At 71.4% G+C, this 25,361-nt stretch carries 18 protein-coding genes and 1 tRNA gene; 7 read left to right on the top strand and 12 right to left on the bottom strand.

Features of this window, described 5'->3' with window-relative positions; all coding sequences use genetic code 11:
- Positions 1 to 8: 8 nt before the first annotated feature.
- Genes ADL29_RS26360 through ADL29_RS26345 form a run of 4 tightly spaced genes read right to left on the bottom strand, consistent with a single transcriptional unit; the run spans position 9 to position 4,342 of the window.
- Positions 9 to 788, bottom strand: a complete 780-nt coding sequence (locus tag ADL29_RS26360) for a CDP-alcohol phosphatidyltransferase family protein (protein ID WP_078971309.1) — start codon at positions 786 to 788, stop codon at positions 9 to 11.
- Positions 766 to 1,827 carry an iron-containing alcohol dehydrogenase family protein gene (locus ADL29_RS26355; RefSeq protein ID WP_053926080.1) on the bottom strand — a complete coding sequence of 354 codons (1,062 nt, stop codon included), beginning with the start codon at positions 1,825 to 1,827 and terminating at the stop codon, positions 766 to 768. The genes ADL29_RS26360 and ADL29_RS26355 overlap by 23 nt, the downstream gene beginning before the upstream one ends.
- Positions 1,815 to 2,552 carry a phosphocholine cytidylyltransferase family protein gene (locus ADL29_RS26350; protein WP_053926079.1) on the bottom strand — a complete coding sequence of 246 codons (738 nt, stop codon included), beginning with the start codon at positions 2,550 to 2,552 and terminating at the stop codon, positions 1,815 to 1,817. Before ADL29_RS26350 ends, ADL29_RS26355 begins: the two co-directional genes overlap by 13 nt.
- On the bottom strand, positions 2,549 to 4,342 hold the full coding sequence (locus ADL29_RS26345; protein WP_053926078.1) for a DUF5941 domain-containing protein: 1,794 nt from the start codon (positions 4,340 to 4,342) through the stop codon (positions 2,549 to 2,551). The genes ADL29_RS26350 and ADL29_RS26345 overlap by 4 nt, the downstream gene beginning before the upstream one ends.
- 587 nt (positions 4,343 to 4,929) lie before the next feature.
- Between ADL29_RS26345 and idi the strand changes: the two genes are divergently transcribed.
- Positions 4,930 to 5,541: an isopentenyl-diphosphate Delta-isomerase gene (idi, locus tag ADL29_RS26340; RefSeq protein ID WP_053926077.1), complete on the top strand. Its 612-nt coding sequence runs from the start codon at positions 4,930 to 4,932 to the stop codon at positions 5,539 to 5,541.
- On the opposite strand, the gene ADL29_RS26335 is transcribed toward idi, so the two are convergent.
- The 3 genes from ADL29_RS26335 to ADL29_RS26325 all read right to left on the bottom strand — a co-directional run bounded on the left by ADL29_RS26335 (position 5,516) and on the right by ADL29_RS26325 (position 8,058).
- Entirely contained in the window at positions 5,516 to 6,007 is a 492-nt protein-coding gene (locus ADL29_RS26335; protein ID WP_053926076.1) for an ATP-binding protein, read from the bottom strand. The two genes, idi and ADL29_RS26335, sit on opposite strands and share 26 nt — an antisense overlap.
- A 244-nt stretch (positions 6,008 to 6,251) precedes the next feature.
- Positions 6,252 to 6,325, bottom strand: a tRNA-Met gene (locus ADL29_RS26330).
- An 89-nt stretch (positions 6,326 to 6,414) separates the two neighbouring features.
- Positions 6,415 to 8,058, bottom strand: coding sequence for an ABC-F family ATP-binding cassette domain-containing protein (locus tag ADL29_RS26325; protein WP_053926075.1), 1,644 nt, complete (start codon positions 8,056 to 8,058; stop codon positions 6,415 to 6,417).
- A 114-nt stretch (positions 8,059 to 8,172) separates the two neighbouring features.
- On the opposite strand from ADL29_RS26325, the gene ADL29_RS26320 reads away from it, so the two are divergent.
- Positions 8,173 to 8,943: an enoyl-CoA hydratase/isomerase family protein gene (locus ADL29_RS26320; protein WP_053926074.1), complete on the top strand. Its 771-nt coding sequence runs from the start codon at positions 8,173 to 8,175 to the stop codon at positions 8,941 to 8,943.
- Between the two features lie 33 nt (positions 8,944 to 8,976).
- Here the strand turns inward: ADL29_RS26320 and ADL29_RS26315 are convergent, their stop codons facing one another.
- Both ADL29_RS26315 and ADL29_RS26310 read right to left on the bottom strand, forming a co-directional pair.
- On the bottom strand, positions 8,977 to 9,621 hold the full coding sequence (locus tag ADL29_RS26315) for a DJ-1/PfpI family protein (RefSeq protein WP_053926073.1): 645 nt from the start codon (positions 9,619 to 9,621) through the stop codon (positions 8,977 to 8,979).
- 469 nt (positions 9,622 to 10,090) lie between these two features.
- On the bottom strand, positions 10,091 to 11,056 hold the full coding sequence (locus ADL29_RS26310) for a GlxA family transcriptional regulator (RefSeq protein ID WP_053926072.1): 966 nt from the start codon (positions 11,054 to 11,056) through the stop codon (positions 10,091 to 10,093).
- A 154-nt stretch (positions 11,057 to 11,210) separates the two neighbouring features.
- On the opposite strand from ADL29_RS26310, the gene ADL29_RS26305 reads away from it, so the two are divergent.
- The 4 genes from ADL29_RS26305 (at position 11,211) to ADL29_RS26285 (ending at position 18,877) form a co-directional block, all read left to right on the top strand.
- Entirely contained in the window at positions 11,211 to 12,080 is an 870-nt protein-coding gene (locus ADL29_RS26305; RefSeq protein WP_053926071.1) for an SCO6745 family protein, read from the top strand.
- Positions 12,081 to 12,219: 139 nt separating this feature from the next.
- Entirely contained in the window at positions 12,220 to 14,655 is a 2,436-nt protein-coding gene (locus tag ADL29_RS26300; RefSeq protein ID WP_053926070.1) for a Tex family protein, read from the top strand.
- 899 nt (positions 14,656 to 15,554) lie between these two features.
- Positions 15,555 to 16,958 (top strand): DUF2201 family putative metallopeptidase, encoded by a 1,404-nt coding sequence (locus ADL29_RS26290; RefSeq protein WP_053926068.1) that lies wholly within the window; start codon positions 15,555 to 15,557, stop codon positions 16,956 to 16,958.
- Positions 16,955 to 18,877 carry an AAA family ATPase gene (locus tag ADL29_RS26285; protein ID WP_078971298.1) on the top strand — a complete coding sequence of 641 codons (1,923 nt, stop codon included), beginning with the start codon at positions 16,955 to 16,957 and terminating at the stop codon, positions 18,875 to 18,877. Before ADL29_RS26290 ends, ADL29_RS26285 begins: the two co-directional genes overlap by 4 nt.
- A gap of 49 nt (positions 18,878 to 18,926) precedes the next feature.
- Here ADL29_RS26285 and ADL29_RS26280 read toward each other — a convergent pair whose 3' ends face one another.
- On the bottom strand, positions 18,927 to 20,930 hold the full coding sequence (locus tag ADL29_RS26280) for an FUSC family protein (RefSeq protein ID WP_053926067.1): 2,004 nt from the start codon (positions 20,928 to 20,930) through the stop codon (positions 18,927 to 18,929).
- Positions 20,931 to 21,500: 570 nt separating this feature from the next.
- Here ADL29_RS26280 and ADL29_RS26275 point away from each other — a divergent pair.
- Positions 21,501 to 21,812: a hypothetical protein gene (locus ADL29_RS26275; protein WP_053926066.1), complete on the top strand. Its 312-nt coding sequence runs from the start codon at positions 21,501 to 21,503 to the stop codon at positions 21,810 to 21,812.
- Positions 21,813 to 22,107: 295 nt separating this feature from the next.
- Here ADL29_RS26275 and ADL29_RS26270 read toward each other — a convergent pair whose 3' ends face one another.
- Both ADL29_RS26270 and ADL29_RS26265 read right to left on the bottom strand, forming a co-directional pair.
- Positions 22,108 to 23,805, bottom strand: coding sequence for a BCCT family transporter (locus ADL29_RS26270; RefSeq protein ID WP_053926065.1), 1,698 nt, complete (start codon positions 23,803 to 23,805; stop codon positions 22,108 to 22,110).
- Positions 23,806 to 23,967: 162 nt separating this feature from the next.
- A complete protein-coding gene (locus ADL29_RS26265) occupies positions 23,968 to 25,248 on the bottom strand; it encodes a M14 family metallopeptidase (RefSeq protein WP_053926134.1) in 1,281 nt (426 codons plus the stop codon).
- Positions 25,249 to 25,361: the final 113 nt, after the last annotated feature.

Genomic DNA, 25,361 nt, shown 5'->3' with positions numbered 1-25,361 from the left:
CGCCCCCGTCACTTGAGCCTGCTGGAGGCGAGGATGGACACGAGATGGAGCAGCGTCTGGAGGAGCGCGATGCCGGCGAGCACGGCGACGCCCAGACGGGAGAAGAACAGGTCGCCCCGGATCTGGTCCACGACCGCCAGGGCCAGGATGAGCAGGGAGGCCTCGACCCCGAGGATCAGCCGGTGGAACTTCAGCGCCGCGGCGGCCTTGCGGGCCAGCGCCATGCCCGAGGAGCGCATCTCGGACGCGGTCTCCTTGACCTGCTCCTTGCCGCTCTGCGCGCGGGCCACGCCGACCAGGTCCGTCTCGGCCTTGATCAGGATGGCGCCGAGGGCGGCCAGCGTGCCCAGGAAGGCCCACAGCCAGTCGATCCGGCCCGAGCCCCACAGGTCGGCGGCGCGCAGGCCGAAGCCGACGAGCACGGCGGCGTCGGTGAGGTACGCGCCGACGCGGTCCATCCAGACACCGGCGAGCGAGTACTGCTTGCGCCACCGGGCGATCTCGCCGTCGACGCAGTCGAGCAGCAGATACAGCTGGACCATCAGCACGCCGAGCACGGCGCCCGCGATCCCCGGCACCAGGAGGGCCGGGGCCGCGAGCACGCCGCAGACGGTCATCAGATAGGTCAGCTGGTTGGGCGTGACCTTGGTGTTCACCAGGTGCCGGTCGATGCGCAGGGAGATCTCGCGCATGTAGAGCCGGCCGGCCCAGTGCTCGCCGCTCCGCCGGTCCTTCACACCCGGGGGGTGAACGACCGGGCGGAGCTCAGCTACCGATGGCTTGTGCATAGTCGGCGTAAGCGTCCCTGATCTGGTCGGTGGACAGGTCCAGGTGCTCCAGGATGGTGTAGCGCCCGGGGCGGGTCTTGGGTGCGTACTCGACGGCCGCGACGAATTCCTCGTCGGTGAAACCGATCTCGCCGGGCGTGACCGGCAGACCGTGCCGGCGCAGCACCTCGACCATCAGGTCCCTGGTCTCCTTGTCCCCGCGCAGATGCGTGGCGAACGCGGCGGCCAGGCCGCACTGCTCGCCATGGCTCGCGGCGCGCTTGGGGTAGAGGATGTCGAGCGCGTGGTTGATCTCGTGGCAGGCGCCGGACGCCGGACGGCTGTCGCCGGCCACCGACATCGAGATGCCGGTCAGGACCAGGCCCTCGGCCAGCACCTGGAGGAACGCGTCCTCGCCGACACCGCCGGGGTGCCGCAGCACGGCCTCGCCGGCCTGGCGCGCCATGGCGGCGGCCAGTCCGTCGATCGCCTCGCCGGTCTCGCGGTGCGAGAGCTCCCAGTCCGCGACCGCGGAGATGTTGGAGATCGCATCGCCGATGCCGGAGCGGACGAACCGGACCGGGGCCTCGCGGATGATGTCGAGGTCGATCACCACGGCGATCGGGTTCGGCACCCCGTAGGAGCCGCGGCCCGCGTCGTTGTCGAGGGTGGCGACCGGCGAGCACAGGCCGTCGTGCGACAGGTTCGTCGCGACGGCGACCAGCGGCAGGCCGATCCGCGCGGCGGCGAACTTGGCGCAGTCGATGATCTTGCCGCCGCCGAGGCCCACGACCGCGTCGTAGTGCCCCTTCTTCATGGCGTCGGCGAGCTTGATCGCCTCGTCCAGGGTGCCGCCGCCGACCTCGTACCACTCGGCGCCCGGCAGCGCGGGGGCCAGCCGCTCACGCAGCCGTGCCCCCGAGCCGCCGCTGATCGCGATGGCGAGCTTGCCGGACGCGGAGATGCGCTGATCGGCCAGCAGGCCCGCCAGGTCGTCCAGGGCGCCGGCGTTGATGTCGACGACGACCGGGGACGGAATGAGGCGGGTCAGTACTGGCATGCGATGTCACGGCCCTTCGCCAGGTCGTCGTGGTTGTCGATCTCGACCCACTTGACGTCGCCGATCGGGGCCACGTCCACCTTGAAGCCGCGGTTGACGAGCTCCTGGTAGCCGTCCTCGTAGTAGAGGTCGGGGTCCCGCTCGAAGGTGGTCTTCAGGGCGTCGGCCAGCTCCTCGGCGGCCTCGCCCTCGATGAGGGTGACACCGATGTACTCACCGGTGGCCTCGGACGGGTCCATCAGCTTGGTGATGCGCTGGACGCCCTTCTCGGAGTCCACGATGACCTTCATCTCCTCGTCGGCCAGCTGCTTGACCGTGTCGAGGGCGAGGATGATCTTCTGGCCGTTGCCGCGGGCGGCGAGCAGGGTCTTCTCGACGGAGACCGGGTGCACGGTGTCGCCGTTGGCGAGGATCACGGTGTGCTTGATCGAGTCACGACCGCACCACAGGGAGTAGGCGTTGTTCCACTCCTCGGCCTTGTCGTTGTCGATGAGGGTCAGCTTGAGGCCGTACTTCGCCTCCAGAGCCGCCTTGCGCTCGTAGACGGCTTCCTTCTTGTAGCCGACGATGATCGCGACCTCGGTCAGCCCGATCTCGGCGAAGTTGCCGAGCGTCAGGTCGAGGATGGTGGTGTCACCATCGACGGGCACCAGGGCCTTGGGCAGGGTGTCCGTGTAGGGGCGCAGACGCCGTCCGGCGCCGGCGGCCAGCACGAGGCCGATCATGCGGGTTCTCCTTCATCGTGTACGGCGGGTGCTCCGGAGGAGACCCAGAAGCGGATGCTCTCGGTGAGCACCAGCAGCGCCAGGACCACGGCAAGCGCCGTGAGCGCGATTGTGAAACCTGAGGGGGACAGCGCGGCGGCCAGGACTGTCACTACGAGGACGCGTCCTTCGTGCCCGCCGGTTGCCCGGACCAGCCACCGCGGCGGGGCCCCGGTGCCACCGCGGATGCGGTAGACGGTGTCGTAGTGATGGTAGGCGACGGCCGCGACCAGCCCGAATGCCGCGGGCAGCGCTCCGGGCGCGTCCGCACGGGCGGCCAGCAGCAGGACCGTGCCGTATTCGGCGGCCCGGAACAGGGGCGGCACCAGCCAGTCGAGGGGGCCCTTGAGCGGGCGGGCGACCGCGGCGCCGGCGAAGGCCGCGTAGATGGCCGCGCCGAGCACCGGCCACCAGCTTCCGCCGTCCTTCCACAGCAGCTGGGCCATGAGGAATGCCACACCGGCCACCGCCATCAGGGGGGCCGCCATGTATCCGCGCGAGGCCGGGCCCTTGGACACCAGCTCGGCGACCGGGCCGGAGTCGGCCAGGTCCGCCAGCGCCTGCGCGGCCCGGTCGGTGCGGCGGGCGTGCCGGGTGACCGAGCGCAGCACCCGGCCGGCCGTGGTGTAGCAGGCGGCCAGGGCGCAGCCGATGAGCAGGGCGTAGAAGACGATGCGCGGCGTGGTGAGGGCCGTCAGCACGGCGATCATGGCCCAGCGTTCGCCGATGGGCAGCACGATCATCCGGCGCACCCAGACCGTCCAGCCGACGCTGTCGAGCTTGTCGGAGAGCGCGGCGGTGGGGCTGGTGTTGGCGGTGGCGTCGTGGTTGGCCTCGTTGAAGGCGAAGTCGACGACATGGCGGCAGGTCTGCAGCACCATCGCGCCGAGCGCCAGCGCCCATACGTCGTCCCCGCCGCGCGCCGCCCCCAGGGCCAGGCCCGCGTAGTACGCGTACTCCTTGGCCCGGTCGAAGGTGGCGTCCAGCCAGGCACCCATCGTCGAGTACTGCAGGGAGTAGCGGGCGAGCTGCCCGTCGGTGCAGTCCAGGACGAAGGAGAAGAGGAGCAGGAGCCCTGCGGCGATGAAGCCGCCGCGGCTCCCGGTGGCCGCGCAGCCCGCCGCGATCAGCGCGGTGAGCAGGGACGCGGTGGTGACCTGGTTGGGGGTGAGCCCGCGGCGCGCGCACCAGCGGGCGAGGTAGCGGGAGTACGGGCTGATGCAGAAGGTGGTGAAGAACCCGTCGCGGGACTTCACGGCGGTGCGCAGCCGTACGGCCTCGTCGTCGACCGCGGCGACGGCTTCCTGCGCGTCCTCGCGCTGGGCCGGGGTGAGCGCGACGGCGGCGACCAGGCTGCCCAGCTCGACGCGGTGCAGGCCGATGTCCTCGCGGTCCAGGGACTCGGTGAGGGTGTCGGTGAGCACATCGGTGAGGTGGGCGGTGCCGGCGCCGACCGGGATCTTGGCGGTCGCGCCGACCAGCGCGGTGCGCGCCTCGGGCTGCACGGTGAGCGCGCCCGGTACGGCGGCGGCCGGGAAGCGCGGGTCGGTCAGCGCCAGCCGCAGGGCGTGGAGGTGGCCGATGAACCGGGGGTCGACGACGGCGATCCGCTCCTGGGCGGGCGCGGCGGCGATCAGTTCGACGGCGGCCGTGGCATCGTTCGCCGTGCGGACGTCAAAGCCCAGCGTGCTCAGGTCGGCTTCGAGCGACGACCCGGCAACCGGCGGACCGGTGAGGATGGCGGTCGACAGACGAACTCACTCCTTGGATGCTGACAAGGCAGCACGGGACGGTCCGCATTCGATCCGTATTCGAAACGAACTACCCGGGCAGCGGGCGTGGCACACCTGGCGCCCGGAGGGGCTGGGTGGCACGTCGGCAGAGGCTATCGGATCGCCGGATGCGGCCGTTCACCGCGCATTCACCGCACGATCGAGTGACCGACGGCTGCGCCTGCCGCGATCATCATGGTGGATCGGACGGTCCATGAACAACTGCGGTTCCGACCAGGTGCTCGATCCGGTGCCGGTTATGCGCGGGCTGGTCACGGGTAGTGCGGGTTGTGCCGGGTCGGTGTGGCGAGGGCCATGCGGCCGGTGTGGCCGCTCTCACGGGCCCGCCGCCCGGTGGTCCGTGATCGCACTGCGTCACCGGTGACGGTCCTGCGCGTGCTCCCTCGCCGGCTTTGTGATCGTTGCGCTTGTGATCGTTTTGCATTCGGACACGGATGCGAACATGACAATCCCCGCGCCATCGTGCACCACCTGGCCCGCTGTGCGCCTGATGTGCGCGCAGGTGGGGCAGACTTGGCGTCGAACGACCGACGACAAGGATGGGCATGCCGATCACACCTGCCAACGGACAGACCGCCGGGGACGCGACGGTGAGCACACCGGCCGGCGCCGCCGAACCGATCATGCTGGAGCTGGTCGACGAGGACGGCACGACGATCGGCACCGCGGAGAAGCTCGCCGCCCATCAGCCTCCCGGACAGCTGCACCGTGCGTTCTCGGTCTTCCTCTTCGACGAGAAGGGCCGGCTGCTGCTGCAGCGCCGGGCGCTGACGAAGTACCACTCCCCCGGTGTGTGGTCCAACACCTGCTGCGGACATCCGTACCCGGGCGAGACGCCGTTCGCGGCCGCGGCCCGGCGCACCGCCGAGGAGCTGGGCATCGCGCCCGCGCTGCTGGCCGAGGCCGGCACGGTGCGCTACAACCACCCCGACCCCGCCTCGGGCCTGGTGGAGCAGGAGTACAACCACCTGTTCGTCGGGCTGGTACGGGCCGAGCCCGCGCCCGACCCGGACGAGATCGGCGAGATCGCTTTCGTGACGCCGCAGGAGCTGGCCGAGCGGCACGAGCGGGCGCCGTTCTCCGCGTGGTTCATGACCGTGCTGGACGCGGCGCGCCCGGCGGTGCGCGAGCTCACGGGACGGTCGGCGGGCTGGTAGGGAGCGGGAGGAGCGGCAGCTCGGCCCAGATGGCCTTGCCGCCGTTCGCGGTGTGCTCAACATCGCATTTGCCGCCCGCCTCCGCGGTCAGCACCTTGACCAGCCACAGCCCGCGGCCGCCGACATCACCCTCGTCCGCCTCGAGTGCCTTGGGGCGGTAGGGGTGGTTGTCCTCGACCGCCACCCGCAGCCAGTTCGCCCCGATGGCGAGTTCCACGACGATCTCGGGCGAGAGCAGGGCGGCGTGCTGGACGGCGTTGGTGACGAGTTCGGAGACGATCAGCAGCAGACCGTCCATGATGTCGGCGGCGACCGGCACACGCTGTTCGCCGAGCAGATCCCGTACCGCGTGGCGCGCCTGCGGCACCGACGACTCCAGCGCCGGGGCGGTGAACCGCCAGGCACCTTCGTACGCCAGCGGGGAGGTCAGCTCCTCGGGGGGTTCTGCGGGGGGTCCGGAAGGCATCCTCACAGGAAGAGTGTTGAGAATGCGCTGGTCCGGACCGGCCAGCTGAACACAAGTCAGCGCCTATCGACGCCTTGTGGCCGTTTCGGTGCGATCCGATCGGTCCGGCGACCACTCCTGTCCCCTTTGTTCTGCATTTGCGGACTGCCGCAGGAGGGACACCGAACGGTCCACGCCACACCCCGAAGACCGTCCGTCATACGACAGCAGGCCCGGTGCCTGAGCACCGGACCTGCTGTGTGAGTAGCGGGGACAGGATTTGAACCTGCGACCTCTGGGTTATGAGCCCAGCGAGCTACCGAGCTGCTCCACCCCGCGTCGGTGCACCCCACAGTACGGGTCGCGAGGCGCAGGACCAAATCGATTGATCGACCGCCCGGGCGGCGGCCCCGTGGATGCCCGTCCGCTCACACCGTGCGGTCGGTGATCCGGCCGTCCTCGACCTCGATACGGCGCGTGGTGTGGACCGCGTCCAGCATCCGCCGGTCATGGGTGACCAGCAGCAGCGTGCCCGGGTACGAGGCGAGCGCCGACTCCAGCTGCTCGATGGCCGGGAGGTCGAGGTGGTTGGTGGGCTCGTCCAGGACGAGGAGATTGACGCCGCGGCCCTGGAGGAGGGCGAGGGCCGCGCGGGTCCGCTCTCCTGGCGAGAGGGTGCGTGCCGGGCGCAGCACATGCGCCGCCTTCAGGCCGAATTTGGCCAGCAGGGTGCGGACGTCCGCGGGTGACATGTCCGGTACGCACGCACGGAAGGCGTCCATCAGGGGCTCGTCGCCCAGGAACGATCCCCGCGCCTGGTCGATCTCGCCGACGACCACGCCGGGGCCCAGCGAGGCCTGGCCCTCGTCCAGGGCGAGCCGGCCGAGGAGGGCGGCGAGCAGGGTGGACTTCCCGGAGCCGTTGGGGCCTGTGATGGCGACCCGGTCCGCCCAGTCGATCCCCAGGTCCACCGGGCCGAGGCGGAAGTCGCCGCGACGCACCTCGGCGCCGCGGAGGGTGGCCACCACCGCACCGGCACGGGGCGCCGCGGCGATCTCCATCCGCAGCTCCCACTCCTTGCGCGGCTCCTCGACGACGTCGAGCCGCTCGATCAGCCGCTGGGTCTGCTTGGCCTTGGCGGCCTGCTTCTCGGTGGCTTCCACCCGGCCCTTGCGGGCGATCTTGTCGTTGTCGGGGGCCTTGCGGCGGGCGTTCCGGACGCCCTTCTCCATCCAGTTGCGCTGGGTGTGCGCGCGGGTCTCCAGGGCGGCCCTGGTCTCGGCGTACTCCTCGTACTCCTCGCGCGCGTGCCGCCGGGCCCGCTCGCGCTCCTCGAGGTAGGAGGCATAGCCGCCGCCGTACGTGTTGACCTGCTGCTGGGCGAGGTCGAGCTCGACGACACGGCTGACCGTACGGGTCAGGAACTCGCGGTCGTGGCTGACCAGAACCGTGCCGGCGCGCAGCCCGGTGACGAAGGACTCCAGCCGCCGCAGGCCGTCCAGATCGAGGTCGTTGGTCGGCTCGTCCAGCAGGAAGACGTCGTAGCGGGAGAGCAGCAGCGAGGCGAGCGAGGCGCGGGCGGCCTGGCCGCCGGAGAGGGAGGTCATCGGCTGGTCGAGGCTGACCGTGAGGCCGAGCTGGGCGGCGGTCTCCTCGGCGCGTTCGTCGAGGTCGGCGGCGCCCAGCGCGAGCCAGCGCTCGAGGGCGACGGCGTAGGCGTCGTCCGCTCCGGGGCGCTCCTCGGCCAGCGCCTGGGTGGTGTCGTCCAGGGCACGCTGGGCGTCGGCGACGCCGGTGCGGCGGGCGAGGAACTCCCGTACGGATTCCCCGGGGCGGCGGTCGGGCTCCTGCGGGAGATGGCCGACGGTGGCGGTGGGCGGGCTGAGCGCGAGCTTGCCCTCCTCCGGGGTGTCCAGGCCGGCCAGCAGGCGCAGCAGCGTGGACTTGCCCGCGCCGTTGGCGCCGACGAGGCCGATCACCTCGCCGGGGGCGACGACCAGATCGAGGCCGGAGAACAGGACGCGCTCGCCATGGCCGGCGGCGAGGTCTTTGGCGACAAGAGTTGCTGACATCAGGCCGCCGATCGTATCCGGCGGCCCTGTTGCGGGTCGCTCCAATATCCGGCGGCGGTGGCGATCGGCCTTTGTGCCCGCCGCCGTGCTGATGGGCCGCTCTACTATCCCGGCATGGAACCGGCTCTGAAAACGCATGTCAGCGACGGCACGGCGACCGTCACCATCAGCAACACCGGCAAGCGGAATGCGATGACCGTGCAGATGTGGCGGGATCTGCCGCCGCTGCTGGAGCGGCTGGCGGGCGACCGTGCCGTGCGGCAGCTGGTGCTGACGGGCGAGGGCGGGACCTTCTGTGCCGGGGCGGACATCGGGTCGCTGCGGGAGGCGTCGGGTGAGTCGCAGGGGCTGGCGGTGGCGGCGGAGGAGGCACTGGCGGCGTTCCCCGGGCCGACGCTGGCAGCGATCCGCGGGTACTGCGTGGGCGGCGGCTGCCAGTTGGCGGCCGCCTGCGATCTGCGGTTCGCGGAGGAGGGCGCGCTGTTCGGGGTGACGCCGGCGAAGCTGGGGGTCGTCTATCCGGCGTCCGCCACCCGGCGGCTGGTGCGGCTGATAGGGCCGTCTGCCGCCAAGTACCTTTTGTTCTCCGGGGAGTTGATCGACTGCGCGCGGGCGCTGCGCACCGGGCTGGTGGACGAGGTGCTCCCCGAGGGCGAGCTGGACAAGCGGGTCGCGGACTTCACCGCCGTACTGGCCGCGCGGTCGCTGCTGACGCAGACCGCGGCGAAGGAACTGGCAGGTGGGACGTGGGACGTCCCACCTGCCGAGGCCGAGGAGCGGGGCGCCTACTGGGCCGCGCAGGCGCGCGAGAGCGGCGACACCGTGGAGGGTGCCGCCGCCTTCCTGGAGCGCCGGGCGCCGCGCTTCACATGGACCGCGGGCTGACGGGGCTTCTGCCGGCCCGCGGGCCGGCAGGGGCTACTTCTCGCCGGTCAGCATGTGGCGGCTGTTCTCCCGCATCATCGCGGTGATCTCGGCCGGGGCCTTGTCCGGGGAACCCGCGTCGTACGGCGGCTGCGGGTCGTACTCGATGCCGAGCTGGATCGCCTGGGCGACGGTGTCCCCGGCGATCCGGCCCGCCAGGGCCAGGCCCATGTCGATCCCGGACGAGACGCCGGCCGCCGTGACGTACTTGCCGTCGAAGACCACCCGCTCCCCCGTGGGCTCGGCCCCCAGCGCCGGCAGCTGGTCCAGCGCCAGCCAGTGGGAGGTCGCCCGACGTCCCTTGAGGAGGCCCGCGGCGGCCAGGATCAGGGAGCCGGTACACACCGAGGTGGTCCAGGTGGTGCGGGCGTCCACGGCACGGATCCACGCGTGCAGCGCGCCGTCCTCCATGTGCGCGAGCTGCCCCGGCCCGCCGGGCACGACGAGAATGTCGGGCGCGGTGACGTCCGCCAGCGCGGCGTCGGCGACCAGGCCGAGTGAGCCGGTGTCGTTGCGGTAGGTGCCGGTGCGCTCGGCGACGAAGACCGTCTCCGCACCCGGCAGCCGGCTGAGGGTCTCGTACGGGCCGACGGCGTCCAGGGTGGTGAAGCGGTCGTAGAGGAGGATGGCGATCTGCATTGCGTGGCTCCTGTTGGTAGGGGCACGGTGTGGGTGCCCGGTGATATCCGTCGCCGGTGTTCGGTGGATGTCCGTACCGGCTCGGGGTGGGATTCGGTGGCGGCGGGACGTCGGGTGTGGTGGCGGACGTAGGCGTCGGGTTTGGTGTCGGGCGCGGGCACCAGGTTCGGTGGCGGGCGCGCATGTCGGATTCGGTGACGGGCGCGGACGTTGGGCGTTGGGCGTTGGGCGTCAGGCCGGACGTCGGATGTCGGACCGGACCTCGGACGTCGGACCTCGGACCGGACGTCGGGCGTCGGACCTCGGGCATCGGATACGGATCGGGCGATCACCCTGCGAGCCGCGGGGACCGGGAATACCCCCGGCGACCACCGCGTTGTGGGCCCGCAGGGGGCACTTGCATCCCCTAGGGGATCTGTTCGCACTCCCCCTAAGGGTCGGTTCGAACACCGCCCAGGAGGAGGGCCGTTCAGTCCGCCAACGCAGGCACGGGCTGAAAACGGCGGCGGTATTCGGCAGGGCCGGCGCCCAGCACCCGTACGAAGGCGCGGCGCATCGCCTCGGGGGTGCCGTAGCCACAGTGGCGGGAGACCTCCTCTATGCCGTCGGCGGTGTCTTCCAGGCGGCGCCGGGCGGCCTCCAGGCGGACCCGGTCGACGTAACGGCCCGGCGTCATGCCGACCTCGTCCCGGAACGCGCGGGCGAAGTGCCGGGGCGAGAGTCCGGCGCGGGCGGCGAGGGCGTCGACGGAGAGATCCGCCGCCGGGTTCTCGGTGATCCACTGCTGGACGTCGCGCAGCGGGCGCCGCTCCGCGGTCTGGGCGGCGAGCTGGGCGCTGAACTGGGTCTGGTTGCCGGGCCGGCGCAGGAAGACGACCAGATGGCGGGCGATGGCCAGTGCGAGGTCACGGCCCAGGTCCTGTTCGACGAGGGCCAGCGCCAGATCGATCCCGGCCGTGACGCCCGCGGAGGTGACCACGTCGCCGTCCTGCACATAGATCGGCTCCGGTTCGACGCGGACGGCGGGGAATCGTTGCGCCAGGGTGTCGCACAGCGCCCAGTGGGTGGTCACGCGGCGCCCGTCCAGGAGACCGGCCTCGGCGAACAACAGCGCCCCGCTGCACACCGAAACCTTCCGCCGGGCACCGGGCGCCCGCGTCCGCAGCCAGTCGATCAGCCGGGGGTCGGGGGTACGGGTGCCGTTGCCGCCGGGCACCAGAAGGGTGTGCGGCGGCTCGGCGTCGGCGAGTGCGAGGTCCGGGGTGAGCGTCAGCCCGCTGGAGGTACGGACCGGGCCGCCGTCCAGGCTTGCCGTACGGATCCGGTAGGCGCCCGGGGTGGCGGCATTGGCGCCGCTCAGGACCTCAACCGGACCGGTCACATCGAGGCTCTGCAGGCCGTCGAAGAGGACGACCAGCACATCGCGCTGTTCCATGCCTCCATCCTGGAGAGCGGTGGCGATGGCGGCAATGACGAATAACCCACCTTTCCTGCCACGACCACGGAGCTGTGGTGCCCCGCCGCGGGGCGCAGGCGCGAGGGGGCGGCCTGCGGGCGGACTCATACCAAGCGGTCGGTAACCTGTCGTCATGACCTCTACGAGCGCACTGCCCAAGAACGCCGGGCGCCAGTGTCATCACGTCATCAACCCGTACCACTCCACGCATTACTTCGCGCCGGAGTTCGCCGTCGAGCTGGCCAAGGCCGGCGTCGAGAACCGCCGGGCCGCCTATTTCGCCGCGCGGGGCGCCGCTATGGGCGCCGTGGGCGCCGGCACCATCGCGGCCACCTTCTACAACTTCAACCACGACCTCATCGCGCAGCACGTGCCGCACGTCTGGTCGGTCACCACGCCGGAGGCCGTACTGGAGGCCCGGCTGCGCGCGGCCGACGCCACCCTGCGCCGGCTGCTCGGGGCGGAGGCCGTCGAGTCCCCGGAGATGGCGGAGGCGGCCGGGCTGGCGCTGCGCGCCGCCGAGGGCTGCGCCCGCCAGGCCCGGCCGCTGTACGCCGCGCACGCCGACCTCCCCGTGCCGGACGCCCCGCACCTGGCCTACTGGCACGCCGCCACGCTGCTGCGCGAACACCGCGGCGACGGCCACCTGATGGCGCTGCTGGACGCCGAGCTGGACGGCCTGGAGGCGCTGGTCACCCACACGGCGAGCGGACGTGGGATGTCCTACCAGGGCGTGATGGCCACCCGCGGCTGGTCCGAGGAGGACTGGCGGGCGGCGCAGGAGCGGCTGCGGACCCGCGGCCTCCTGGACGCCGAGGGCGAGTTGACCGAGGCCGGTGCCGAGCTGCGCAAGGACCTGGAGCGCCGGACGGACCGGCTGGACCGGGCCCCGTACGAGCACCTGGGTGCCGAGGGCGTGGCCCGGCTGACCGAGCTGGCGACCAAGTTCGCGGCCGCGGCCGTGAACGCCGGGGCCTTCCCCGCGGAGATGTTCGGCAAGTAGGACTCACCGGAACCGACCGCCGGGGTGTGCGTGCGCCTTCTCACACCCCGGCGCGCGCGGCCGGGCGGTGCGACAGTCCGGCCCGCCACCCGGCACAATGCAGGCTCAGGCAAGCGCTGGAAGGCGGGGCAGGATCAACGTGACGGCATCCACTGTGTCCACTGGGTCTCTCGGGTCCCTCGAAGCGAGGATCGCCGAGGAGCTCGGCGTCAAGGAGCGGCAGGTCAAGGCCGCGGTCGAACTGCTCGACGGGGGCTCGACCGTCCCGTTCATCGCGCGCTACCGCAAGGAAGCCACCGAGATGCTCGACGATGCGCAGCTGCGCACGCTCGAGGAGCGGCTGCGCTATCTGCGGGAGCTGGAGGAGCGCCGGACCGCGATCCTGGAATCCGTACGGTCCCAGGGCAAACTGGACGCCGCCCTGGAGGCGCAGATCCGGGGAGCCGAGTCCAAGGCGCGCCTGGAGGACATCTACCTCCCGTACAAGCCCAAACGGCGCACCAAGGCAGGGATCGCGCGGGAGGCGGGGCTGGAGCCGCTGGCCGACGGGCTGCTGGGGGATCCTTCGGTGGAGCCGGCCGCGGCCGCCGCGGCGTTCGTGGACGCGGACAAGGGGGTCGCCGATCCGGCCGCCGCCCTGGAGGGCGCGCGGGCCATCCTGACCGAGCGGTTCGGCGAGGACGCGGATCTGATCGGCGAGCTGCGCGAGCGGATGTGGTCGCGCGGACAGCTGGCGGCGAAGGTGCGGGAGGGCAAGGAGGAGGCCGGCGCGAAGTTCGCCGACTACTTCGACTTCGCCGAGCCGTTCACCGAGCTGCCCTCGCACCGGGTGCTGGCGATGTTCCGCGGCGAGAAGGAGGAGATCCTCGACCTCGCGCTGGAGCCGGACACCGAGCAGGTGGAAGGTCCGACGTCCTACGAGCAGTCCATCGCCCGGAAGTTCGGCATCGCCGACCGCGGCCGCCCGGCCGACAAGTGGCTGCAGGACACGGTCCGCTGGGCCTGGCGCACCCGCGTCCAGGTGCACCTGGGGATCGATCTGCGGCTGCGGCTGCGGCAGGCGGCCGAGGACGAGGCGGTCCGGGTCTTCGCGTCCAACCTGCGCGATCTGCTGCTGGCGGCACCCGCCGGGACGCGCGCCACGATGGGTCTGGACCCCGGTTTCCGTACGGGCGTGAAGGTCGCCGTCGTGGATGCGACCGGCAAGGTGGCCGCCACCGAGACCATCTACCCCCATGTTCCGCAGCAGAAGTGGGACGCCTCGCTGGCCACGCTGGCGAAGCTGGCGCGTGAGCACGACGTCGAGCTGATCGCGATCGGCAACGGCACCGCCTCCCGCGAGACCGACAAGCTGGCGGCCGATCTGATCGCCGCACAGCCGGAGCTGAAGCTGACGAAGGTGATGGTGTCCGAGGCGGGCGCGTCGGTGTATTCCGCCTCCGCATTTGCCTCCCAGGAGCTCCCTGAACTGGACGTGTCGCTGCGCGGCGCGGTGTCCATCGCCCGCCGCCTCCAGGACCCGCTGGCCGAGCTCGTCAAGATCGACCCGAAGTCGATCGGCGTCGGCCAGTACCAGCACGACCTCTCCGAGGTGAAGCTGTCGCGCTCCCTGGACGCGGTGGTCGAGGACTGTGTGAACGGCGTCGGGGTGGACGTCAACACCGCCTCCGCGCCGCTGCTTTCGCGGGTGTCGGGCATCGGTTCGGGCCTCGCCGAGAACATCGTCGCGCACCGGGACCAGAACGGCCCGTTCCGCTCCCGTAAGGCCCTCAAGGACGTGGCACGGCTCGGCCCGAAGGCGTACGAGCAGTGCGCGGGCTTCCTGCGCATCCGGGGCGGCGACGATCCGCTGGACGGGTCCAGCGTGCACCCGGAGGCGTATCCGGTGGTGCGCCGGATGGTGGCGTCGGCGGGCGGCGAGGTCGGCTCGCTGATCGGCAACACGGCGGTGCTGCGCACGCTGAAGGCCGCGGACTTCGTCGATGACTCCTTCGGTCTGCCGACGGTGTCCGACATCCTCCAGGAGCTGGAGAAGCCGGGGCGCGACCCGCGTCCGGTCTTCAAGACCGCGACCTTCAAGGAGGGCGTGGAGAAGATCGGCGATCTGCAGCCGGGGATGTTCCTGGAGGGCGTGGTGACCAATGTCGCCGCCTTTGGGGCGTTCGTGGACGTGGGCGTCCACCAGGACGGGCTGGTACACGTCTCGGCGATGTCGCGGAACTTCGTCAAGGATCCGCGGGATGTGGTGAAGCCGGGCGACATCGTGCGGGTCAAGGTGCTCGATGTCGACATTCCGCGGAAGCGGATCTCGCTGACGCTGCGCCTGGACGACGAGCATGGCAAGGGCGCACCGGCGGGCGGCGGCGAGCGGCGCGGGGGCGGCGAGCGCCGCGGACCGCGCGAGGACGGCCGGGGCGGTGCGCCGCGGCAGCGGCAGGGCGGCTCCGGCAAGGGCCGGCCGGGGAACGGCGGGGACCGCCGCGGCGGCCGCGACGCCGGACCGGCCAATGACGCGATGGCCGATGCGCTGCGGCGGGCCGGACTGCTGGGCAAGGAGGGCGGCGGCCGCCGGTAGACGGCGGTGGGACGGGCGGGCGGGGCACGGCCCCGTCCGCCCGCGTCCAGCCGTTCGGGCCGGTGGTCAGGTCGTGCTCCGCGGCCCACGCGCGGAGTGCGGCCCCGGCTTCCTCCCGGGACAGCGGGCCGCGGCCGAGGTGGAGTTCTTGCAGGTGGCGCAGGGCCGCTCCGACCATCCGGTTCTGCGGTATGCCGAGCAGAGCCATGACGTCCTTGCCGTTCAGGGGCACCGGTACGCCGGACAGCCGCTCGTACTTGGCACGCTCCGCGGCGGCGCGCTCCGTCTCTTCGCGCTCCGCCCGCACACGCTCGCACCACGCGTCGTAGTCCGCCACGTCGTAGGCCTTCAGGGCGGCGCCCCGCCAGTCCTCCTCGTCCCGGCCCCGGCCGAGCCCCACTTCCAGGAACAGGTCCCAGTACTCCGGCGCTCCGGAGCCGGCCGGGGCCACCCCCAGCCGGGCGAGCACCGCATTGATCGGCCAGTCCCGCCGTGACGCGGTGAACGCCGAGGTGCGCTCCGGCCCCCACACCTGCGCACCGTCTCGCCACAACGACGCGACCTGATGCCCGCTGCCGCCCCAGAATTCCGCTTCCACATGGGCGATCGCCCCGCCCTGGGACATATCACCCAGCATCCGTGGCAGCTCGGCCAGGAGCGAGCCGGTGAGCGGTATCAGTCCCCTGCGCTGCTGAAGCGGGGCAACCAGCGCCTCCGGAACCGCGGCCGCCCAGCTCCGCAACCGGTCGAAGTCCCCTATGGCGGCGTTGAGTTGGTACGACATCCGCTCACGGTAGCCGGGCCGCCGGCAGGGCGCGGATCTTTTTCGCGGGGCTCGCCAAGATCCGTTGTCAGTGGCTGCTGATACGAATAGAAGCAGCGGAAAACGGGGGTGGGACATGGCGTACGACGCGAAAACCGCGGCGCACCGGCCGGTGGTCGATCTGACCGACCGTCGGGCGCTGGAGCGCTGGCGGCCGGCGGAACCGGCGGTGGTGGAGGAGGCGCGGCGGCTGAAGGAGGCCGCGCTGCTGGATTTCGGGCTGACGGATTCCGTGGTCGCGTCGTGGATCTATGCGAAGTGCCATCACCAGATTCCGACGACAGCCGTGGCGACCGCCGCGGTGGTGGCGTCGGGGGACGGCACCTGCCCGCTGCTCTACAACCCTGACTTCTTCGTCCGACTGGGGCTGGAGGGCGTGAAGTTCGTCCTCTTCCACGAGTCGCGGCATCTGGTGCACCGGCATCTGTTCGCCGATCCGGAGCTGCGTGACGACCCGGTCTTCACGCTCGCCGCCGAGGTGTCCATCAATCACGTCGCGCTCGTCCGGCTAGGCCGCAAGGAGCTCCCGCTGCTCGACGGCGCTCCGACGGGCGTGGACCCGCGCGAGGTCCACCGGGACTACGTCGCCGATCTGACGGACCAGGGCCTCGAGCCCCTCGGCTACGACGATTTCGTCGAGACGGACATGAGTGTGTTCCGCGAGCTGAAGCGGATGAAGCAGCCGCCCACGCCGCCGGCGGTCTGTGTCCACCTCGCCGACTCCGCGATGGGCTCCGACCAGGAGACCATCGACGAGGCCGTCTCCTCCGCGCTGCTCAACACCCTGCTGGCCGCGCGCCGTGGACACCCGGGCGCGGAGCGGGAGCTGCTCGATCTGATGGACCGTACGGACGGGACGTCGGAGCATGCGACCAAGATGTGGGGGCGGCTGGGCGCCGGGGCGCTGCGCGGTGAGACCGCGCGGACGGGGAAGGTCGACTGGTGGCAGCGCTGGCTCGTCGATGTCCTGGCCTCGAAGCTCCGCGAGGGTGAGCGGCTGGTCTATCCGAAGAAGCGCGGCGCCCTGCTGGCCGCGCTGGGCCATGACCCGGTGCTGTCGCGGCGCGGTCCGGAGCGCGAGAAGGTGCTGGTCATCGCGTACGACACCTCGGGGTCGATGCCCGACGGCGTGGTGGCCTGGCTGACGAGACTGGTCGGCGAGATCGACGGAGTGACCGCGCACTGGCTGTCGTTCGACGGCGTGGTGATGCCGTTCCGGCCCGGGGAGCGGGTGTACGGCGGCGGGGGCACGAGCTTTCAGGCGGTGGCCGATTACGTCGAGGGCCGTACCGCGGTCGACGGCCGGCTCTTCGACGAGATACCGGACGCCGTCGTGATGCTCACCGACGGCTATGCACCGGCGATCACCCCCGCCGAGCCGGACAAATGGATCTGGCTGATCACCGAGGGCGGCGACGACTGGCCCGACCACCACACCCCGCAGATGGCCTGCCACCGGGTGACGACAGGAGACCGATGAGCACGACCACGCCGACGAAGCCGACGATGCCGACCACGGCGGCGAAGGCCGCCGCGAAGACCGCGCCGGAGGCCGCAGCGGGGACCGGGAAGAAGCGCTGGCGGGCGAACGCCACCTATCCGGTGCCACCCGAGGGCTGGACGGGTGTGTCCCGGCTGGAGTCGTTCATCGACGCGATGATCGACATGGGGCAGACCGGCCAGGTCTTCGGCGAGCACGGCATCGGCAAGACCGCGACCTTCTTCACCCATGTGCCGAAGGCGTACCCGGACGCCGAGCTGGTTTTCGTCCCGGCCGCCAATCTCACGCCCGACGATCTCCTCGCCAACGCCCCGGTGCGCGACAGCAGGACGGGCGAACTGGTCCTGCGGCAGCTGGTGATGAGCCAGCTGCGTCCCGGCAGGCCGTTCGTGCTGCTGATCGACGACTCGCTGCAGGCCGGGTCGACGATCCAGTCGCAGCTGATGCAGATCGCCTGCAACTGGACGCTGGGCGAGTTCGATCTGCGCGCGCTCGGCTGTATCGGGGTCTTCCTCACGGACAACGAGTCGCTGGCGGAGACGGCGGCCCGGCGCAGCGATCTGGCCGTACTGGACCGGATGGTGACGCTCCGGATCACCGCCAACGACACGTCCTGGCGGTACGAGCTGGCCGCGAAGTACCCCCACTGGAATCTGCGCGAGGTGTTCACCACCTGGGCGGCCCTGAACCCCGCACTGCGCGAGCTGCTCTCGCCGCGCACCATCGACCACATCCTGGCCAACGCCCAGGAGGGCTTCCCGCTGCGCTGGGGGCTGCCGCTGGTCAACGGCGAGCGTCTGCGGCTGTGTGAGCAGCGCGCCGACGGCAAGCCCGGCAAGGACCGTACGGCCGAGATCCTGGACCGCATGGCCACGGCGATCGGCGCGGCCAATCCCGTCACGATTCCCGATCCGGTGCGCTCGGTCGTCCGAGCGGCGCTGCGCAACCGCTGGTCGGTGCTGTTGCAGGGGCCGCCCGGGTGCGGCAAGACGGAGCTGGTGCGCGAGACGGTCCGGGACGGACTGGACGGGCGCGAGCCGCTCTACTTCTCCATGCCGGTGACCAATGTCGAGGACCTCTGCGCGCCGATCCCGAGCGCCGACGGGTCGCTGGACAACCTCCTGGCCGGGCCGTTTCTGGGGCCGGAGCCGAAGGTGATCGTCTGGGACGAGTACAACCGCCCCAAGGACAAGGCGGCGTTCGCCAAGCTGATGGAGATCACCCAGGAGTGGTCCCTGGCCGGGCGGCGGATCGAGAATCTGCGGGCGCAGATCGCCGTGCAGAATCCGCCCTACCACCTGGGCCGCAAGCTTCTGGTCGCGCGGAACAACATCGCCCAGGCGACCCGCTTCACCGCCTCGCTGACGATCGAGCCCGGCGACATCCCGGCCAATGAGTGGCTGATCGCGAAGTACGGCGCGGTCGCGGAGACGGTCCTGGAGTGGTGGAAGCACGACATCGACGAGGATGGCCGGGCCTGGATCACCAAGCGCACCATCGAGCGGCTGATCAAGCTTCACCAGCGGGGGCTGCCGCTGGAGATGGGCCTGGTGTATCTGGGCGACGGCGAGTATGCCCCGGTGCCGCTGACCGCCCTGATCGACCGGCTCAGCGAGCGTCCGGTCACCGGGCTGCGGGAGCTGGCCGACGGCATCGATGCCTGGGAGGAGCGGCTGCGGAAGGCGGCGGCCGAGTCGAGCGAGGGGTCCAACGACAGCGATCTGGTCCACCAGATCCTGGCCAACGCAGAGTTGTCGCAGCTCAGAGCGCATCAGGATGCGGTGGCCCGGCTGTTGCCCCTGTTGCCGCCGAAGCTGCGCTCGACGTATCTGGTCGGTGCGTCGAGCGAGGCGCAGCGGTTCTGGATCGAGACGTTCGCGCGCATACCCCGGAAGTGAGGCGGAGCGGGGGCGGGCGCGTATGCGGGGCTCGGCGGGGTTCGGGGGCCTACGCCGTCCCCGCATACCCCCGCAGACGCTCCAGTTCGGCGGCCACGTCCGTCAGCGTGGCGCAGTCCGGGTCGGCCCGCAGCGCGGGGGCGGGTGTGCGGGGAGTGCCGGTGTGCCGGCGCCGCGGGTCCTCGAGGGCGTCGGCCATGGTGGACAGTGCCCGGCACAGCCGCTCGGCCTCTTCGGGGCTCGGGCGGCGGGCGCCGTGGTCGAGGCGTACGGCACAGGCGGTGGCGGCGTCCATGATGCGTTCGGCGGCGGTGACGGCGGTCAGCCAGTCGGGGCTGTGGTCGCGGGCGGTGCGGAGTTCGGCCGCGGCGGTCTCGGCCGTGGTGCGGGCCTCGGCCAGCGCCCGGTAGGCGGCGCGGCGCAGCGCCAGCCGGTCGGTGGGGTCCGCCCCGGGCTCGGATTCCAGGACGTGCCGCAGAAAGCGTTCGGTGGCGCGCAGTGCCGCGGTGACCCGCTGGCCGACCCGTCGGCGGGGGTCCGCGAGGTGCGGCAGATGGCCGACGACGATCACGATGCCGCAGGCGATGGAGGTGTCGACGATCCGCTCGAAGGCGGCCTGGGGATCGCCGCCGACATGGACGAACGACAGCACCATGAGGGTGATCGCCACGGTCTGCAGCGCGAAGTGGCGGGTGGCGAACGGCAGGAGCGCGCCGCCCGCGCCGGCCACCAGGGCGGGCCACCACACCCCCGCTCCCGCCGGCGTCAGCAGCTGCCCCGCCCCGGCGAAGACCAGCACGCCCGCGACGGTCCCGGCGAAGCGGTTGACCGTACGGGAGAAGAGCGGGCCCAGGTCGGGCTTGACGAGGAAGGTGGCGGTCACCGGGAGCCAGTACCAGTGGTCGGCACGCAGCAGCAGGGCCACGGCGGTGCTGGCCGCGATGCAGAGGGCGACCCGCAGGCCGTAGTCCCGTCCGGCCGGTCCCAGGAGGCTGCGGCCGTGGGACGTCGGACGTCCCACGGCCCTCAGCACCCGACGCACCGGCGATGACCACCCGAGACCACCGCGCCGCGGCTCCTCGGGCCGCGACACCGGCTCCGTACGGTCGAAGGCGACCGCCGCGTCCAGCAGGGCACGGTCGAAGGCCCCCCGCGCCGCCGAGCTGGACGCCGGCGCGGACAGCCGCCCGGGCGGCCGCCCGGTGCGCAGACCGTCCGCGAACCGCCGGGGGCTCTCCGCGACACGCGCCGGCAGCGGGCGCGCCTCCCACAGCAGCGCAACGCTGGCCTCGCACAAGGCCGTCGCCGCGGCGAACCGCTCGGCGAGCAGGAGTTCTTCCGCACGGGCGGGACGGAGCAGCAGTCTGCTGGTCAGACGGCGCAGGCGCAGGGCCTCGTCGGCGCGGTCCAGAGCGGCGGTCAGGCGGCGCCGGGCGGGCTCGGCGCCGGAACCGCCCACCGCTCCGAGGGCGTCGGCGAGCGCGTCGAAGACGGTGGCGACGGCGGCCCGCTCACCGCTGAGCGCACCGCCCGCGGAGCGCGGCGAGCGCAGTACGAGGCGCAGCAGAAGCAGCCAGAGGCAGCCGGCCAGGACGTAGAGGGCCTTCTCCCACGGCGCGCCGGGCAGCGGCATACCGGCGCCCAGGATGGTGGTGGCCAGCATCTGCATTCCGGCCGTGGAGCGGACGGGCCCGGCGATGCTGCCCGCGCCGGAGACAAAGCCGACCGCGAACAGCACGGGAACGATCCACCACCCCGCGCCGGCCGCCTGGAGCCCGGCGCCCGTCAGCATGCCGAGCGCCGAGGCGAGGGCCGGCAGGCCGATGTGGACGATGCCGGTACGGCGGGTGCCGGGGCGGTCGTTGACGCCGGCCAGCATCGACCCGAGTCCGGCCAGTACGCCGGCCGCCGTACGGCCGGTGGCGATGCCCACGCCGAGCAACGGTCCCGCGCACAGCGCGCCACGGGCGACGGCCGCCCACGGAACGGGCAGCCGCTGCCAGCGGAGCGGATGGGCGAGCCAGGCGGGCAGGGCGCGCGCAGCGCGGGGCATGGGGCTTCCTCACGGGCCGACGGTGCTCCTACCAGCCTAAGGTCCGGTTTTGTCCGGATGACGGCCGGAGGGTTACACCAAGATCACGCCGGGGTGGCGCGCCCGCCTTCGTATCCGCCGTCCGCGCCACCGGGCATTGCCGCATGAACAGCAACTGCGGTACGTGGCAAACAACTTGGCGGCACACCCGAGCCATCGCCGACCGGCCGCCGCCCGGTCCGGGCACGGCCGCATCGCGCGGGGCCGCCACCGGCACCGCCATCCTCCCCCCTTTTTTCGGCGCCCCCGGATGAGTCCGGTGGGCGCCCTACGGCTCGCCATGCAACCGGCAACGCGAGCGGCGAGACGCCCCCGGCCCCGTCCGACGGGCCATCAGTTCCCATCGGCACCACTGCCGGTGATGCGGAACACGGTCCGGAGCGGCACTTCACGACGGCACCGCGAATGACGACACGTTCATATGACTCGGCGCGCCGCTAACCGATTGTGGGATATGTCGCATTAGCCTTCAGTCACAGCGTGAAGTCGATCAACCACTGATCGCATCCGTTCAATCTCGGGAGAAGAAAAATGCGCAAGCTTCGTACGGCTGCCGTTGTAGTCGCCACTCTCGGCAGCGTCGCCCTGCTCGGCGCCGGTACTGCCAACGCCGCTGGCGGGTACGGCGGCGGCAAGGGCGGCGGTGACGCCTGGAACGTCAAGTCCGGCAGCTCGTGCCGTTCGCATGACCTGAATGTCGACGTCCTCGGTGAGGTGGGGATCGCCAACGGCATTCTGGGCAACGCGCTCAACGGCGAGGGCCCGGCGGGCGCGCAGTCCACCCCGATCGGCTCGAGCATGGGCTGCAACAACATCGTCGGGGGCGGCGGCGGCGAGAAGTAACAAGAAAGGGGCCCGGTGTCCGAGGCGGAAGCCTGGCACCGGGCTCGTTTTTGACCTTTGGCAAGGGAGGGGCGCGGACGTCCTGCGTCCCACGCCCTGCCTCAGCCGTACGGAATTGTCCTCGACCGCACCGCCGCGAGCACGGGGGTGCGCGCACGAGGTGGCGGGACTGGTCCGTGAAGGGGCACCGAACTCCGGCCGAGCGGCCACGGAGGGCCGGCGGTCCCGGCCCTCCGCACACTCACCGCTTCACCCCCCCGTTCACCATCGCCGCTCCGCACTCACTGCTCCGCACTCACTGCTCCGGCTCGGCGTCCGCGGAATCCTCGCGGCCGGACTCGTTCCCCTTCCCGTTGCCGTTCCCCGGCCCGATCCGGAACTCGAAGTCCCCGTCGTACTGCTCATGGCCCGCGATCACGGCCATCTCGACGGCTTCCTCGCCCTTCTGCCCCCGTACGATCAGCGGATCGCTGCGCAGATCCCGCAGCAGCGCCCAGCACATGGCGATCATCACGACCATGAACGGCACCGCGACCAGGATCGTCAGATTCTGCAGTCCGGTCAGGGCGTCGCCCGAGCCGCCGCCGATGAGCAGCATGATCGCGGCGACCGCGCCGGTCACGACCCCCCAGAAGACCACAACGAGGCGGGTGGGCTCGAAGGTTCCCTTCTGGGAGAGGGTGCCCATGACGATGGAGGCGGCGTCGGCGCCCGAGACGAAGAAGATGCCGACCAGGATCATCACCAGGATGCTGGTGACGGTCGCGACCGGATACTGGTGCAGCACATCGAAGAGCTGCCCCTCCGAGGTGGTCGAGCCGTTCAGCCGCCCCGCGTGCTGCAGCTTCATGGCCGAACCGCCGAAGACCGCGAACCAGACCAGGCTGACCACGCTCGGCACGAGAATCACGCCGCCGATGAACTGACGGATCGTCCGGCCGCGGCTGATCCGGGCGATGAACATGCCCACGAAGGGCGTCCAGGAGATCCACCACGCCCAGTAGAAGACGGTCCAGCTGCGCAGCCAGCCGCCCACATCGCTGCCGCTGCTCGCCTCCGTGCGGCCCGCCAGCTGCGGCAGTTCACCGAGGAAGGAGCCGATGGAGGTCGGCACCAGGTTGAGGATGAGCACGGTCGGTCCGACGACGAAGACGAAGACCGCCAGGATCAGCGCCAGCACCATGTTGATGTTGGACAGCATCTGGACGCCCTTGGCGATGCCGGAGACCGCGGACAGGATGAAGGCGATGGTCAGGACGGTGATGATGATGACCAGCAGGGTGGTGCTGACGCTGTCCATCCAGCCCAGCACCTTGATGCCGCTGCCGATCTGCAGGGCGCCGAGGCCGAGCGAGGCCGCGGATCCGAAGAGGGTGGCGAAGATGGCCAGGATGTCGATGACCTGGCCGCCCCAGCCGTTTGCCCGCCGCTTGCCGATGAGGGGCGTGAACACCGCGCTGATCGTCTGCCGTCTCCCCCGCCGGAAGCAGCTGTACGCGATGGCCAGCCCCACGACCGCGTAGATCGCCCAGGGGTGCAGCGTCCAGTGGAACAGCGTGGTGGCCAGCGCCGTGTCCATCGCCTGGGCGGCGTCCTCGGGGGCGGTCCCCGGCGGCGGCTTGACGAAGTGCCCCAGGGGTTCGCTGACGCCGTAGAACATCAGGCCGATGCCCATGCCCGCGCTGAACATCATCGCGACCCAGGACACCGTGCGGAACTCGGGCTGCTCGCCCTCCTTGCCGAGCGTGATCCGGCCGTATTTGCTGACGGCCAGCCAGATGGCGAAGATGACGAAACCGGAGGCGGCGAGCACGAAGGCCCAGCCGCCGTTGTCGATCACCCAGTGCAGCATCGACGTCGAGACGTTCTTGAGCGATGCGGTGGACCCCGCTCCCCAGGCGATGAACGCCAGGGTGAGCAGGGCGGTGACGCCGAAGACCACGCGGTCGGTCTGCGGGGACGCTTCCCGAGGGGTTCCGGGCGGCTCCGCCACGGGCGGCGAGCCGCCTCCGCCTCCTTTTTCGTTGACTGTGTCCGACACTGTTGACCTTTCCGGCCCTTCCGGCCGTCCGACCTGCTGGCCTGCTGGCCGTCTGGCCGTCTGGCTTTCCGGGCTCTTTCAACTGGCCATATTTTTCCTACCAGTTACCCCCTATCACAGGTCACAGACGTCCACCGGCGTCGCGACCGTAAGGTGATATGCGGCCCGTTGGTCCAACAGCAGCGGGATGAGGTTCCGCTCCGACTGACGGAGGGGTACGACCGCGCCTCCGTCGCCGTCCCACCGCCATCTGACGCCGTGCAGGGCGAGTTCGTCCCTGACCTCGCCGAAGCGGTCGGCGTCGAGGCGGTATGCGCACGGCGGGTCGGACAACACCTGCTCATCCGTGGCGGGTTCGTTGTCGGCACCGCCGAGGTAGACCGGCCCGCGATCGGTGTATCCGGCGAGGCGGGCACTCGTGGTGGCCGCCTCGATGCGCGCACGGTGCCGGTCGAGGAATGTGAATGCTCCCTTCAGTGCGGCCAGTTGGGAGATCACTCGCCTCCGGTTGTTGACCGCGGGATCGGCCTTCTCCGCGTCGGTGAGGGCATCGGTCCGGGTCTCGACGAGCAGTCCGACCGAGCCCTTCACCCCCGCCGTGTTGCGCAGGATCCGCTCCTGGCCGTCGCCCGCCACCTGCTTGACGGGGTCGCCGGTCACCGGGTCGGTCCAGATGCCGTAGACCCCGGTGCTGAAGCCGTCCTTCCGGACAGCGGGTTCGACGAATTCCTTCGACAGGGCCGTGGACTCGCGGTGCACCGCGTCCGCCGTGTTGAGGTTGCGCGGCCACAGCGACAGCAGGTCCTTGCTGTAGTACGGGGCGGTGGGGCTGTATTCGTGCAGGTCGTAGATGGTGTCGGGGCGGTAGTCGCGGATCACGGCGGCGATCGCACGGGCCTCGGGCGTCCGCAGGGCGAGGTGGTCGCGGTTGATGTCGCTGCCGTCGGAGTTCTCCCGGGTGTCCGCCGCCCGGCCGTCGGGGTTGGCGGTCGGTACGACCAGCACGCTGGTGCGTTCCAGGAAGCGGCGGGTCGCCCGGTCCTTGGCGTAGGCGAGATCGCGGACGGTGGTGAGACAGGCCTCGCGTCCGGCGGGTTCGTCGCCGTGCTGGGAGCAGATGAGGAGGAGGGACGTCCCACGTCGGACGTCCTGCGGACGCTCGGGGGCCGGGGCGCCGATCCGTACGAGCTGGAGCGGGCGGCCCTGTCCGGTGGTGCCGATGCGGTCGATCCGTACCCGGGGGGTGGCACGGTCGACGGCGGCGAGGAAGGACCGTTCCTCCGGCTGACTGGTCCAGCGGGCTCCGTGGCTGGTCTCGAAGCCCGTACGGGGGAGGTGCGAGCCGGCCGCGTCGGCGGGTGCGACGGGCAGCGCCGTGGCGAGGGTGGCCAGCATTCCGACGGCCAGTGCACCGAGAGCGAAGCTGCGGGAGTGGTGTCTCACGGGGGGTGCCTCCCTTGGATCGAGGGGTTGCGGGAAGGGGGCCGCCCGGGGGTGGGGGCGGCCCC

This window comes from Streptomyces chattanoogensis (assembly GCF_001294335.1).
Lineage (GTDB): Bacteria > Actinomycetota > Actinomycetes > Streptomycetales > Streptomycetaceae > Streptomyces > Streptomyces chattanoogensis.
The sequence above is the reverse complement of the archived record's forward strand: the minus strand, read 5'-3'. Positions and strand labels throughout refer to the sequence as shown.

Bases quoted from the DNA above. Each gene is read 5' to 3' on its own strand.
- ADL29_RS26335 (WP_053926076.1), bottom strand. From the start codon at position 6,007: ATGCCTTCCGGACCCCCCGCAGAACCCCCCGAGGAGCTGACCTCCCCG.
- ADL29_RS26285 (WP_078971298.1), top strand. From the start codon at position 16,955: ATGAGCACGACCACGCCGACGAAGCCGACGATGCCGACCACGGCGGCG.
- ADL29_RS26360 (WP_078971309.1), bottom strand. From the start codon at position 788: ATGCACAAGCCATCGGTAGCTGAGCTCCGCCCGGTCGTTCACCCCCCG.
- idi (WP_053926077.1), top strand. From the start codon at position 4,930: ATGCCGATCACACCTGCCAACGGACAGACCGCCGGGGACGCGACGGTG.
- ADL29_RS26325 (WP_053926075.1), bottom strand. From the start codon at position 8,058: ATGTCAGCAACTCTTGTCGCCAAAGACCTCGCCGCCGGCCATGGCGAG.
- ADL29_RS26315 (WP_053926073.1), bottom strand. From the start codon at position 9,621: ATGCAGATCGCCATCCTCCTCTACGACCGCTTCACCACCCTGGACGCC.
- ADL29_RS26320 (WP_053926074.1), top strand. From the start codon at position 8,173: ATGGAACCGGCTCTGAAAACGCATGTCAGCGACGGCACGGCGACCGTC.
- ADL29_RS26290 (WP_053926068.1), top strand. From the start codon at position 15,555: ATGGCGTACGACGCGAAAACCGCGGCGCACCGGCCGGTGGTCGATCTG.
- ADL29_RS26355 (WP_053926080.1), bottom strand. From the start codon at position 1,827: ATGCCAGTACTGACCCGCCTCATTCCGTCCCCGGTCGTCGTCGACATC.
- ADL29_RS26280 (WP_053926067.1), bottom strand. From the start codon at position 20,930: ATGCCCCGCGCTGCGCGCGCCCTGCCCGCCTGGCTCGCCCATCCGCTC.
- ADL29_RS26265 (WP_053926134.1), bottom strand. From the start codon at position 25,248: ATGCTGGCCACCCTCGCCACGGCGCTGCCCGTCGCACCCGCCGACGCG.
- ADL29_RS26350 (WP_053926079.1), bottom strand. From the start codon at position 2,552: ATGATCGGCCTCGTGCTGGCCGCCGGCGCCGGACGGCGTCTGCGCCCC.
- ADL29_RS26310 (WP_053926072.1), bottom strand. From the start codon at position 11,056: ATGGAACAGCGCGATGTGCTGGTCGTCCTCTTCGACGGCCTGCAGAGC.
- ADL29_RS26305 (WP_053926071.1), top strand. From the start codon at position 11,211: ATGACCTCTACGAGCGCACTGCCCAAGAACGCCGGGCGCCAGTGTCAT.
- ADL29_RS26275 (WP_053926066.1), top strand. From the start codon at position 21,501: ATGCGCAAGCTTCGTACGGCTGCCGTTGTAGTCGCCACTCTCGGCAGC.